Annotated in this window: 12 protein-coding genes and 1 pseudogene; 7 read left to right on the forward strand and 6 right to left on the reverse strand. The window is 41.3% G+C overall.

Annotated elements, in window-relative coordinates; translation table 11 throughout:
- Nucleotides 1-65: 65 nt before the first annotated feature.
- The 6 genes from chrA to EO132_RS03995 all read right to left on the reverse strand — a co-directional run bounded on the left by chrA (nt 66) and on the right by EO132_RS03995 (nt 5,948).
- Nucleotides 66-1,439 (reverse strand): chromate efflux transporter, encoded by a 1,374-nt coding sequence (chrA, locus tag EO132_RS03970; RefSeq protein WP_121847517.1) that lies wholly within the window; start codon nt 1,437-1,439, stop codon nt 66-68.
- 22 nt (nt 1,440-1,461) lie between these two features.
- Nucleotides 1,462-2,184, reverse strand: coding sequence for a superoxide dismutase (locus tag EO132_RS03975; RefSeq protein WP_121850579.1), 723 nt, complete (start codon nt 2,182-2,184; stop codon nt 1,462-1,464).
- Between the two features lie 86 nt (nt 2,185-2,270).
- Nucleotides 2,271-3,221, reverse strand: a complete 951-nt coding sequence (locus tag EO132_RS03980; RefSeq protein WP_121847518.1) for a DUF1259 domain-containing protein — start codon at nt 3,219-3,221, stop codon at nt 2,271-2,273.
- A gap of 363 nt (nt 3,222-3,584) precedes the next feature.
- Nucleotides 3,585-3,929 carry a PepSY-like domain-containing protein gene (locus tag EO132_RS03985; protein ID WP_121847520.1) on the reverse strand — a complete coding sequence of 115 codons (345 nt, stop codon included), beginning with the start codon at nt 3,927-3,929 and terminating at the stop codon, nt 3,585-3,587.
- Between the two features lie 73 nt (nt 3,930-4,002).
- Nucleotides 4,003-5,268: a sensor histidine kinase gene (locus EO132_RS03990; RefSeq protein WP_121847521.1), complete on the reverse strand. Its 1,266-nt coding sequence runs from the start codon at nt 5,266-5,268 to the stop codon at nt 4,003-4,005.
- Nucleotides 5,265-5,948 carry a response regulator transcription factor gene (locus EO132_RS03995; protein ID WP_121847522.1) on the reverse strand — a complete coding sequence of 228 codons (684 nt, stop codon included), beginning with the start codon at nt 5,946-5,948 and terminating at the stop codon, nt 5,265-5,267. Before EO132_RS03995 ends, EO132_RS03990 begins: the two co-directional genes overlap by 4 nt.
- A 1,074-nt stretch (nt 5,949-7,022) precedes the next feature.
- Between EO132_RS03995 and EO132_RS04000 the strand changes: the two genes are divergently transcribed.
- From EO132_RS04000 to EO132_RS04030, 7 genes and pseudogenes are all read left to right on the forward strand, one after another.
- Nucleotides 7,023-7,379 (forward strand): single-stranded DNA-binding protein, encoded by a 357-nt coding sequence (locus tag EO132_RS04000; RefSeq protein WP_121847523.1) that lies wholly within the window; start codon nt 7,023-7,025, stop codon nt 7,377-7,379.
- Between the two features lie 73 nt (nt 7,380-7,452).
- A complete protein-coding gene (locus tag EO132_RS04005; RefSeq protein WP_121847524.1) occupies nt 7,453-7,833 on the forward strand; it encodes a DUF6876 family protein in 381 nt (126 codons plus the stop codon).
- Between the two features lie 12 nt (nt 7,834-7,845).
- Entirely contained in the window at nt 7,846-8,043 is a 198-nt protein-coding gene (locus EO132_RS04010; RefSeq protein WP_121847525.1) for a hypothetical protein, read from the forward strand.
- Nucleotides 8,044-8,477: 434 nt separating this feature from the next.
- Entirely contained in the window at nt 8,478-8,858 is a 381-nt protein-coding gene (locus EO132_RS04015; protein WP_121847526.1) for a BfmA/BtgA family mobilization protein, read from the forward strand.
- Nucleotides 8,859-8,869: 11 nt separating this feature from the next.
- Nucleotides 8,870-9,901: a MobB family relaxase gene (gene mobB, locus EO132_RS04020; RefSeq protein ID WP_121847527.1), complete on the forward strand. Its 1,032-nt coding sequence runs from the start codon at nt 8,870-8,872 to the stop codon at nt 9,899-9,901.
- 101 nt (nt 9,902-10,002) lie between these two features.
- Nucleotides 10,003-10,803, forward strand: a pseudogene (locus EO132_RS04025) (type IV secretory system conjugative DNA transfer family protein); the annotation flags it as partial.
- Nucleotides 10,804-10,857: 54 nt separating this feature from the next.
- A complete protein-coding gene (locus EO132_RS04030; protein ID WP_127136011.1) occupies nt 10,858-12,123 on the forward strand; it encodes an IS256 family transposase in 1,266 nt (421 codons plus the stop codon).
- The last annotated feature ends 11 nt before the right edge of the window (nt 12,124-12,134 follow it).

Below are 12,134 nucleotides of genomic sequence, written 5' to 3' on the forward strand. Positions count from 1 at the left end.
ATTAATGTAATTCGTTACAAAATTATGACCCGATTCTGTAGAAATATGGGAACGAGAGTATTCTGCTATTTTAAAAAAATGAAATGATAAAGGATGCCGCATATCACACTAATGAGTATGGTTTTAAGCATGTTCCATTTGAGGATGAAGTAGGCAAAGGCGGCTATCAATCCGATCACCAATGAAGGAATGTTTATAGTCTCCCATTCCGGGATTAACCATCTTATTCCAAGTGAATGGCTTTCGTTCACTTTCCCAAACAGTGTGTGGATGGTAAACCAAACACCAAGGTTGAGTACTACACCTACAACAGCAGCCGTAATTCCTGATAAGGCAGTCGTCAGGCTTTTATTTCCTCTGAGGTATTCAATATAGGGAGCACCAGTAAATATGAACAAGAAGCAGGGAATAAAGGTAGTCCAGGTTACCAGTAAGGAAGCTAAGATTCCGGCCAGTAGAGGATCCATAGTGCCAGCAAAGCGGTAAGCTCCCATAAACCCTACAAATTGCACGACCTGTATGAGTGGACCCGGTGTGGTTTCTGCCATACCTAAACCATCCAGCATTTCTCCGCTTTTCAGCCAGCCGTAATCTTCCACTGCTTTTTGAGCTATGTAGGCAAGAACCGAGTAGGCTCCTCCAAACGTAACCACTGCGGTTTTGCTAAAAAATATTCCTTCGCTAAAGAAGATGGAATCAACGCCAACCCATAATGCGATTAAAATTAACGGCAATGCCCACAAAGAGAGGTACAATAAAATCGTTTGGAGGGTCTTCTTGAATGAGGGTTTGACTTGTTGAATATGGCTGTCAATTAAATAATCATTTTCCTGTTCTGTTTTATCCGCATGGCCTTTAATGACATGAAATTTCTCCTCCCAGAATTTGCCTCCAAGAAAGCCTGTTATCCCTGCCGCAAGTACAATGTAAGGAAAGTCCATCTCAAAAAAGAAGATGGCAACAAATGCCAAGGCAGCCATAATTACCATGACTTCATTTTTAAGGGCTTTCTTGCCAATTTTTATAACCGCACCAATTACAATGGCCAGCACTGCTGGCTTAATACCAAAAAATATGGCGTCAACGATAGCCACATCCCGATAAGCTGCATAAAGAATGCTCAAGATCAGTATGGATATAAATCCAGGCAATATAAAAAGTAGTCCGGCAACCAATCCGCCCTTTTTTTTATGAAGCAGCCAACCTATGTATGTGGCCAGTTGTTGTGCTTCGGGACCTGGCAACAACATGCAATAATTCAGCGCATGCAAAAAGCGGTTTTCGCTGATCCATTTCTTTTCTTCCACCAAAAATTTGTGCATGACCGCAATTTGGCCTGCCGGGCCACCAAAACTATGGATGGCTACTTTTACCCAAACTTTTAACGCCTCGCTGAATGGTAACACCTGGTTTTTAGAGGGATTTGATACACTGGACATTGCCTTTGACGATAATTAGTTCTTAGTTAATCTTTTTAGCATTCGCAAAACGTTGTGCTACGTTATCCCAATTTATGATTTCCATTATAGTATCAACAAAATCACCTCTCTTGTTTTTATGTTTTAAATAATACGCGTGTTCCCAAACGTCTATGACCAATATGGGAATAACGCCCCACTGGGTAAGCTTTTGATGATTTTCACACTGGAGAAGTGTGAGGGATTGTGAATAAGGCTGGTAACCTAAAATTCCCCAACCACTGCCTTCTACACTTTTAGAAACTTTTGCTATGTAGGACTTGAGTTTATCAAATGAACCAAAGTCCTTTTCTATTTGCTTTAGAAGCTCTGCCTTGGGCTCGCTTTTCTTGTTTGTGAGATTTGTCCAAAAAATAGTGTGTAGTACGTGGCTTGAAAAATGATAGGACAATTTCCTGGTCCACAAATCGACACTATCCATTTCACCGGAGTCGAGATTTTTCTTGATATTTTCCAAATCCTTATTGGCACCTTTGACTGCACCACCGTGGTGAAATTCATAATGCAAGTGCAAGGTCTCTTCGTCCATATAAGGCTCTAAAAAGGTCTTCTTATATGGTAACGGCTTTTGGATAAAGTTTCCGTTGCTGTCTACCAGTTTGTCAATACTTGCTTCATTAACACTTTGGGAAAAAACATTGTTTATAGGAAGAATGGTTGCTCCTCCAAGAATTGCTGAATTTTTTATAAATTCTTTTCTGTCCATTTTTCTGATTTTTTTATTTAAACTCGTTACTTTCAATTGTAAGATGCCGAATAAGAAAGGCAAATGAAACCGGTGCCGGTGTAAATTTATTCCGCATTAATTACTCCCGTTTTGTCCAAAGCCTCTCTTAATCCTATTGCTAATTTTTCGGCTGATCCAATTCCCCAATAATGAAGAAAGAAAATTCTTGGATCCTCGTGCACCATGTGATTATGTACCGCTACCACTTCAATGTCATTCTCAATAAGTGCTTTGATAACCGGAGCTACTTCATCTGACAGCATAGTAAAATCACCGGCTACTGCTGCTTTTTCAGGTGTGCCCTGCCAACTTGCCCAAGTGTTGAACCCCATGAATGTGCTAACAGGAGCTCCGTGTTCCGTCAGCTTTACATCGGGTCGGCCAATGGTGATTTTATACACCCCATTGGTCATAGTCCCGCTATGCCCTAAGATGCTGTCAATCCTTTTGGTGTCCAGCGTGTTCTCCACCGACGACATTTCTACGGCGGACGGGTCTGCTCCCCTAATTTCCGTTACCTTATCAAAAATAGCTTTTAAACTTTTGGCCAATTTTTCTTCGCTTCCCATACCACCGATATGCATGTACATTACATCTGGCTCGTTCCTTACAAAATGGTTGTGGATCGCCGTAACCGTCAATCCCTGTTGGATTATTTCCTGTTGTACCGGTTTCAGGTCTTTTTCCGTAACCACTATATCGCCCATAACCATAGTTTGTGCCGAGGTTGGTGCAAAAGCAGCCCAACTGCCCAATCCCATCGGGGGAATAATCTTAAAACCATCAACCTTTACATTCAGGTCGTTTTGCGGAATGGTAACTTTAAATTGCCCACCTTCTTCCTTTCCTTCCATCCCAAGTCCGGATTTTAAGGTTCCAATATCCATCGCCTTTAATTCATTATTGTTTTTTAAAGGTTTTTCAGCCGATTCTTTTGAATCATCTTTCTTGTTAGGTTGCTCACAACCAAAAGAAATTAGCATCAACGCTAATACAAAAATCCATATTTTTTTCATAGTTCAGTTTTTGTAAAATATATATTCAGTTATTTTCAATTCTATAGTTTAGTTTCAAAATAAGATACCAAATTGAAAAGCAAATGAGACTGATGTTGCCAATTTATTACCAAAACGGACAGGAATGCGGGTAACAAGAAAATACGTACCTTTCTTTGCCTGATTACGGATCATGAAATAATAGCCCATTAACCTTTGACGCACCATCTTCCGCACGAAGAAAAGGAACGAACTCAAGGCTAAACCAATTTTTCCCATTAACATTAAAAAATTGGGAGATGCACAAGTCCAAAATCATTCTTTCTGGCATCTCCCAACTTATATGATCATTAAAAAATCAACTAGACTATCTTCATCCAAATTTTATCGATGATCGTCATCGCCGTCCGAGTGGCTTTCCTCCCTTTTAAGCACAAGTTCTCCTTTGGGGCTAAAATAGAGTTCATAATACGTCTCATCCTCGTTCTCGACCTCAAGTTCATACATAGTTCCCTTATCGGTCTCGACCTTTTCCACCTCTTCAATTTCCCATTTGGCATAATCGGAATTCTTAAAGGCATCCTGTACGGCCTTTGGAAGATTGGAGAACTCAATGGCCTCTTCACTTAGCTCTTTTATTTCGGATTGTGCCGTAGCCGTGAACATTCCGCCACCAATAAATAGTAGGGATAACAGCAAAATGCGAAAAAATTTCTTATTTGTATTCATAGCATTAAAATTTAAAGATTAACATTTAACTCATACCAAATGTAAAAACTGAATCTGTAGAAATTTGGGATTGTCAAAAATCGACGGTGAATGTGTGAAGCGCATTTTTGTGACTGTACGTTAACCTCCAATTGCCCTTATCGGCAATCTTGTGTGCAATGGCCAACCCAAGGCCCCACGAATCTGGATTGTTGGAAGATTTATAGAACCGTTGGAACAATTTTTCCTTGTCAACCCCCTTTTCGCTACCGGTGTTGGTAATAACCAATCGTTTCCCGTCCAGGTTTATGATTACTTTTCCATCTTTCACGTTGTGCAGGAAGGCGTTTTTGAGCAGGTTTTGGATGAGAATCTCGATAAGCAACCTGTTTCCCTGGACAATTGCCTCATTCCTGATATCGATCTCTGTCCTAATGTTTAAGGCTTCCTTCTGCTCCTCATAAAATTCCAGCGACCTACCTATTATTCCATCAACATTTACCTCTTCCGTTGTTAGGAACTGGTCATTCTCTATTTTCGCAAGCAGCAACAGGGTTTTGTTCAGTTTTTTCAGCCTTTGTGTGGAACCGATGATACCTTCCAGGATGTCAGACTGCTTTTCGGAGAGCTGTGTTTGGCCTATAAGTGCTTCCAGTTTTGACTGGATTATGGACAGAGGGGTCTGCATTTCGTGGGAAGCGTCCCCGACAAACTGTTTTTGGTTATCAAAGACCTCCTTGTTTTTCCGAGTCAGTTCGGTCATCACATTATTTAATAGCTGAAATTCTTCAATTTTGGAATTTGGGAATACTGGTGTATTTGCATTGCCAAGATTATAATTTTTGAGCTTGTCAAGCATAGTATAAAAGGGCTGCCATATTCTTCGAGAAAGCATTCTGTTTGAGAGGTAAAAACAGAAAGCAAGTCCAAAAAATAGCCCTCCTAGCGTAATAGCAATCGTACCAATGATTTCAGTTGCTTCCAGGTGAGGCTTCACAATTTCCAGTTTGTAATAGCTGTCGTTTAATTCCACAAATGTTATCAGCTTCCGGTACTCATCTAATTCGGCATCTATCGGTTCATAGATCAATGTGTCGGCATAGCTTTCTTTTCCGTCTTGAAACGTATTTATATCAATAGGGTAAAATGTAAAATCGTCCAGAGGGTAATCCTTCGCTATGGATATTTCCGGGTGCTTTTCGAGATAGGCAAGCAAGTTCATCTTACGGTTATACAAAACCTCATCTATGTTTTGAAGTACATTCCAGCTTAGCACCAGATAAAACAAGGTCGAGAATATCCCAAACAGTAAAAGGAATGCGAATAATTGGATTCGGGTCGTATAAGAAAGCAGCTTCATATTGTTTTTATTTGGTATCCCACACCGTAAATATTGGTTATTTCCACGTTGGCACCTGCTTCCTTTAGCTTGCGTCTCAAATTTCTGATTTGTGAAAACAAAAAATCAAAACTCTGTACCTCATCTACGTAATCGCCCCAGATATATTCTGCCAAAGAAACCTTGGTGATCACCCGTTTGTGATTGTTGATCAAGTGGGTAAGGATAGCATATTCTTTCTTTGTTAGAGAAAGTGGGCTTTCGAGATTATCAATTCCAACTATGTACTGATCTGGTTCTATTACCAGATTAGCATAGTGAACCAATCTATTTGTCTTGAATTGTTTTCTCCTTATAATTGCCTTTATACGGGCATTCAACTCGGAAAAGTAAAATGGTTTGGTCAGGTAATCATCAGCTCCTAACCCCAAGCCTTTTAATTTATCGTCCAGGGAATTACGGGCAGAAAGGATGATTACCCCATCGGACTTATCATCCTTATGGAGAACCTCTAGCAAATGGAAACCATTACCATCTGGAAGATTAATGTCCAAAATAATACAGTCATAATCATAAAGACCGATGCGCTCCAGACCTTCGGAGAGATTACAGGCGACATCACAAAAATACCCCTCTTCCGCGGCGAATTCTTCGAGGCTTTTTAGCATTTCAGGTTCATCTTCTATAATGAGCAATTTCATAATAGCAAAATAAGGAATTAATTCTGTAGAAATTTTGTAATGAATTCTTTCGAACTTTTGGATTTAGGAAAAATGGGGCATTTTTGGTAATTAGATTCAACCCGAAGGTTTTTAAGGGTATGATCAGTTCTTAATTATAATTAACTTCGCTGTAGAGAAAATAATACAGATCTTATTGGATGGAATTTGTCTGGCACTAAAAAGATGTTCAACCCAAATGTGAAACTCAAACCCCGATGGCTGTGGTCATTTTGGGTGGGTTACTATCGGCAACCATCTTGAATTTGATTCCTTGTGTGTATCAAATAGTTATCAATAGCCGAGAATGACGAAAAAATATTCAGTTTAAGGCCTTCTTATTAAATAGGAAGGCTTTTTTTCACAACACCGCTCAGCACATTCCCCTACATTTCGCGAAAAGCTGCATTCCGGGAAAAGAGCTTCACTACAACTACCTTGGACACAATCCCCAATTTTAGCTTTCCATTCCGCTCACCCTTCCCGCTTAGGCTGGGAAGGAACGCTACATTCCATAGCCAAAATTGTGAATTAAGTCCGCCTTACCAAATCGGAAGGCCAGCCCCTTGGTTTTCTTAACAGAATTTACGGCAAGAACTTCTTGAGCCCTTACTCGAAAATCCCTAAAAACCAGGGTGCTGTCCCACACATTTTAAGGGGTTTATAATGGATGAAGCCTTGAATGTTTTTCGGGGCATCGAAAAACAGGCAGTGCATAACCAATTCTAAATTAAACCCAATCGCTCACCTCGCTTAACTTCCCGTACGCTCGGGTCGCAACTGGCTTTAAAAGAATTGCTAATGCCCTTATGGAACTTGTCAAGACCGTGGCAAGTTTCAGCGAAAAATAAGGTATCTACTTCCTTGAAATCCAATGCCTGCTTTTCAGCAGGCAGGATTCACTACGTCGCAGACACACCTGATTTATTCCCCGAAAGTCTTGACAAAACCCACGTCACCCATTGTGCTACGCACGAAAGAAATCAAACAAACACCCCTTAAAATTTCATCTCAATTGAATTAAACAGGGAATTATTAATCTTTAAATTTTTAGTTATGAGTACTTTAAGAAATCACGTACAATTGATTGGAAACGTTGGACAAGAGCCAACCATCACGAACCTTGAAAGCGGAAGCAAAGTAGCCCGCTTTTCACTCGCCACAAATGAATATTACAAGAACAAGAAAGGCGAGAAAGAGCAAAGCACCGAATGGCATACCGTGGTTGCCTGGGGCAAGACTGCTAAAATTGTTGAACAGTATGTAGTCAAAGGAAAAGAGGTAGGCGTAAGCGGAAAACTGAAATCCCGAAGCTATGAGGACAAAGATGGTATCAAAAGATACGTAACAGAAATCGAAGCCAACGAAATCCTATTGTTGGGTACAAAAAACGGTAACGGTTCTAACGAATAGACTTAAAAGAAAGAGGGCGTACCCGTCGAAAAGATGCGCCCTCTTTTCATTATCCATTTAAAAGTATAAGACAATGAAAGCACAAGTTAACGAAATAGAACAGAACTTACAACAATTCACGGGCACGGAAATGTACTATTACATTCCCATTCTTAGAACCCGATTTACGGATGGTTTGAAATATCTTGCAAACGTAGCGGACTGTTATTGGCTCATTACGGATGCTTCGGTAATTGCCAAAAGTTTGAAGAACCGAAGCAAATGGGTAACGATTGACTTCAAAAGAATGTCAGAAGAAAAACAGGATTACACAGGCTACGAAGCTGAAATTATTTACAGCGATGGAAACGATAACATTTTGGAAACCCACCGTTACAATGCTACCGATTTTCCACTGGACGAATTGCGGATGTTCTTTGTGAACGATACGCTGATGTTATCAAGCGAATACTAAAATCGGGAAGCTATGATTTATCTTAATTTTACCGATTTGAGTGAGGAAGCGCAAGAGCGATTAATTGCAAATTCCAAAGAAGATGTCAAGAAAAAATATGGCAAGGATTTGATGGACTATGCTACTAAGCATCACACCAATTTGGACCAAATGCTTGACGAGGAAGCGTTACGGAATTTATATTCCTATACCTATGTATTTAATATATGATTGATAATTTTAAAAGAAATGCACCCCTGAAATTTCAGGGGTGTTTTCATTTTTAGTGCATTTATAATCACGAAAAAATCGTATCTTTATTTCGCTGAAATACAGCACACAATTTAAGTACAGTTATCCACTTTTTGACTTTCGCCGATAACCGTACCCACCGAAAATTAACATATCGGAAATTTCATTTCCTCGAAAATGGCAATCATCCGCCGTAGGTCGGATGGATTGTATGGATTTTTGTCCCGCGAGCGGAACGAAAAGGAATAGCAAGAGGGTAACACGCTGCGCGGTGTTACATATTCCTGTTCGTTGTCAAAGCATTGAAAATCAGTTGTTTAAAATCATTTTAATTCTTTGGTTTTCAGCAATTTGCGACAAATGCCCTCAAAACGCCCATTTTTCGGGAAGGATTTGCGACAAATCGGCGAAATATGGACACATTTATCGGCATTAGATTCAAAAAGGAAACAGCAAAACGTTTTCAGGAATTCTCACGTAAACACTTCAAGACTCATACCGAGGCAATGGAAGCCATCCTTGATTTTTTCTTCTATAACGAGATTTCACCAAAGGAAAATTTAGGACCAACTGGGCGCACCATTGAAGCCAAATTATTAAAGCGCATCAATGCGGTCATTGCAATTATGCGTGATGTGGAAAAGACACAAACCAAACCTACAGTTGCAATGTTACAATCCCTTTTTGAAATGGATGAACCCAAAAAGAAACCCTTGATTTTGGAAAAGAAATATGCTGAGGAAAAGAAGGAAGTCCGCTTTCGCGAAAAGCGAAATAACCAGAATCAACTTTAAAATTCTAACCTATGTATATAAACATCACCGCACAAAAATTAGGAACGAATTACAGTCAGAGCTCAGCGGATTTTGTGGACTATTTGGAAAAGGAAAACGAGGGTCTGGAAAAAGAAGAGATGGAACATTTTTTCAACCAATATGGCGATGAGATTTCAGCAAAGGAAGTGGTCAAAGAAATTGATGGTAACACTGCCAAGCTGAAAAAGAAAGAACCAAAATTCTATTCCGTCACGGTCAGTCCATCCAAATACGAATTGCGAAAACTTCAAAACAGTAGCGAAGATTTAAAACGATATACCCGAGAGCTGATGAAGGATTATGCAGCCAGTTTCAACCGGGAAATCAATGGACGAAAAGTAGGTGTTAATGATATTAAATACTTCGCCAAAATTGAACACCAACGAACATTCAAAGGCACGGATTTTCAGGTGCGAGAAAACCAACCTTTTGCTACCAAGATTCTTGAATTGAAACAAGAAGTCCGGAAAATCCAACAAGGTGAGGCAAAAGGGAACATCGATAGGTTAAAGCTAAAAATTGCCAAACTCGAACGAGAAGCACCGCACCAACAAAATGGTAAGCGTATTGTCCAGGGAATGAAAAAGGCAGGCAACCAAAGCCACATTCATATTATCGTCAGCCGAAAGGATGCATCCAATTCCTTCAGTCTTTCCCCAGGAAGCAAGCACAAAGCATCCGAAGTTGAGATGCACGGAAAGAAAGTGAAACGTGGTTTTGACCGTGACCAGTTTTTTGAACGTGCCGAAAAGACCTTTGATAAGACATTTGGCTATAAACGCAACTATGCTGAGACCTATAAGGCCAAAAAGGATTTTGTCAAAAACCCAAAACTCTATTTCGCAGCTTTAATGAAATTACCAGCCAATGAAAAAGCAATGGCCTTTAAAATTATGGGTAAGTCTGGCATTCCATTAATCCCAAATATCCCGACCAGTAAAGCACAATTAGCACTTCGGGTTTTTAAGCGACTTAGGAAAGGTGCAGAAATCACAGTCAAATCAAGCTCTATTGGGATATGAGTTGGTCATTGGTAGAAATAATGATATATGTTGTTGTGCCTGTTCTTTCGGTAGCCATACTTCTCTATGCTTTTTACGATAGTGAACTAACGGGAAAAACAGATAAACGATATCAGGTAAAGTTCCTGACAAAATCGGGAAGATTTCAGATAGACAACATAAAGCGTGGTGCATCCGTCATCGGTTCTGCAGGAAGTGGGAAGACCGAAAGCGTTGTCTATGGCTTCTTAAAACACTTTCGTGAAAATGGTTTTTGTGGAATCATTCACGACTACAAAGACTTTGAGCTGACCGAAATGGCGTATCCGCTTTTTAAAGAAAACGAAATTCCAATGAAGGTCATTTCATTTGATAGGATTATCCATCGGGTAAATCCCATTGCACCGAGGTATTTAGAGAATGAAGAAAGCGTAAATGAAGTGTCGAGGGTTTTGATTGAAAACCTCTTGGAACAACGAGAATCGGGAACCACCGGAACAACCAAATTCTTCAACGATGCTGCTGAAGGATTAATTGGCGGATTGATTTGGAAATTGAAATCCGATTATCCGCAATTTTGCACCTTGCCCCATTTGATTGCCATTTATCAAATGCTCGATACCGATAGCCTGATCCAGTTTCTTGAAACCAATACCACATCGAGAGCAATGGCAGATGCTTTCATTAGCGGAAAGGATTCCGAGCGTCAAACAGCTGGTGTAAAAAGTACCTTGGCCAATGCGTTAAAACGCATCAGCACCAAACGTATTTTTATGGCATTGTCTGCGGATGAAGTGCCTTTGAACGTAAATGATGAAGAAAATCCAGCCGTGATTTCGGTGGTGAACAATCCCAAATTTGAAACCTCTTATTCGCCAGTAATCGCTACCATCATCCACACCATCACCAAACAGGAGACTGTAAACTGAACTCTGTCTGAAAAAGATTAGAAGTATTAATTTTATTCAGACAGTACCATGACAAAGAAAGAACAGACAGAATTTGAAAAGAAGGTGCTCGAGCAGTTCATGTCGGGCAAGAACCTTTTCGGTGAGGGAGGCGCCTTTGCCCCCATGCTGAAGAATGTGATCGAGAAGGCCCTTGAGGCGGAGATGGACGGCCATCTGGACGAGGGTGAGCGCACCAAGGGCAACAAACGCAATGGCAAGGGAAAAAAGACGCTGAAAAGTGGTTTTGGGACCTTCGACATCGATACCCCGCAGGACCGCCAGAGCAGCTTTGAGCCGGAACTTGTGAAGAAACGCCAGACCATCCTGGCGGACAATCTCTCGGAGAAGATCATCGGGCTCTACGGCCTTGGGATGAGTTACCGCGACATCTCGTCCCATATCAAGGAGATGTACGATACGGAGATCTCCCATACGGTCTTAAGCCAGATCACCGATCGGATCGTCCCCGATGTAAAGGCGTGGCAGAACCGTCCCCTGGAGCCCCTCTATTGCATCGTGTGGCTGGATGCCATGCACTACAAGGTAAAGGTCGATGGGAAGATCGAGCACAAGGCCCTTTATAACATACTTGGCATCAACAAGGAGGGATATAAGGAAGTTTTGGGCATGTACATCTCCGAGAGCGAGGGTGCCAACTTCTGGCTCCAGGTGCTGACCGACCTGAACAACCGTGGACTGCAGGACATCCTTATTGCCTGTACCGATAACCTGAAGGGCTTTACCGAGGCCATACTCAGCATATTCCCAAAGACCCAGGTACAGAAGTGCATTGTACACCAGATACGCAATTCCCTCAGGTATATTGCCTCAAAGGACCAAAAGGAGTTCATGCGGGACCTCAAAGAGGTATACCGGGCCACCAGTAAGGAGGTGGCCGAGGACGGACTCCTGGCCCTGGGCGAAAAATGGGGAGGCAAATATCCCGTGGTCATTGAATCCTGGCAGAACAACTGGGAAGAGCTCTCCCAGTACTTCCAATACACCCCGCCCATCCGCAAACTGATCTATACCACCAATGCCGTGGAGGGCTTCCACCGCCAGGTACGCAAGGTCACCAAGACCAAAGGGGCCTTTACAAACGATATGGCCCTGCTCAAGCTGGTCTACCTGGCCACCAGGAACATCGAGAAGAAATGGACATCGCCCCTGCAGAATTGGAGCCTGGTGGTCCAGCAACTTTATATTAAATTTGGGGAGAGGATTCCCTTGGAATTAAATCCCAATCCCTCTGGGGCTAGCCCCAGAGGGATTGATGGATCGGACAGAGTTTAATTTACAGACCC

Source organism: Flagellimonas oceanensis, assembly GCF_003992595.1.
Classification (GTDB): domain Bacteria; phylum Bacteroidota; class Bacteroidia; order Flavobacteriales; family Flavobacteriaceae; genus Flagellimonas; species Flagellimonas oceanensis.

Coding starts and splice junctions, on each gene's coding strand:
- EO132_RS03975 (WP_121850579.1), bottom strand. CDS start 2,184: ATGGACAGAAAAGAATTTATAAAAAATTCAGCAATTCTTGGAGGAGCA.
- EO132_RS04010 (WP_121847525.1), top strand. CDS start 7,846: ATGATTTATCTTAATTTTACCGATTTGAGTGAGGAAGCGCAAGAGCGA.
- EO132_RS04000 (WP_121847523.1), top strand. CDS start 7,023: ATGAGTACTTTAAGAAATCACGTACAATTGATTGGAAACGTTGGACAA.
- chrA (WP_121847517.1), bottom strand. CDS start 1,439: ATGTCCAGTGTATCAAATCCCTCTAAAAACCAGGTGTTACCATTCAGC.
- mobB (WP_121847527.1), top strand. CDS start 8,870: ATGTATATAAACATCACCGCACAAAAATTAGGAACGAATTACAGTCAG.
- EO132_RS04030 (WP_127136011.1), top strand. CDS start 10,858: ATGACAAAGAAAGAACAGACAGAATTTGAAAAGAAGGTGCTCGAGCAG.
- EO132_RS03995 (WP_121847522.1), bottom strand. CDS start 5,948: ATGAAATTGCTCATTATAGAAGATGAACCTGAAATGCTAAAAAGCCTC.
- EO132_RS03980 (WP_121847518.1), bottom strand. CDS start 3,221: ATGAAAAAAATATGGATTTTTGTATTAGCGTTGATGCTAATTTCTTTT.
- EO132_RS04015 (WP_121847526.1), top strand. CDS start 8,478: ATGGACACATTTATCGGCATTAGATTCAAAAAGGAAACAGCAAAACGT.
- EO132_RS03985 (WP_121847520.1), bottom strand. CDS start 3,929: ATGAATACAAATAAGAAATTTTTTCGCATTTTGCTGTTATCCCTACTA.
- EO132_RS03990 (WP_121847521.1), bottom strand. CDS start 5,268: ATGAAGCTGCTTTCTTATACGACCCGAATCCAATTATTCGCATTCCTT.
- EO132_RS04005 (WP_121847524.1), top strand. CDS start 7,453: ATGAAAGCACAAGTTAACGAAATAGAACAGAACTTACAACAATTCACG.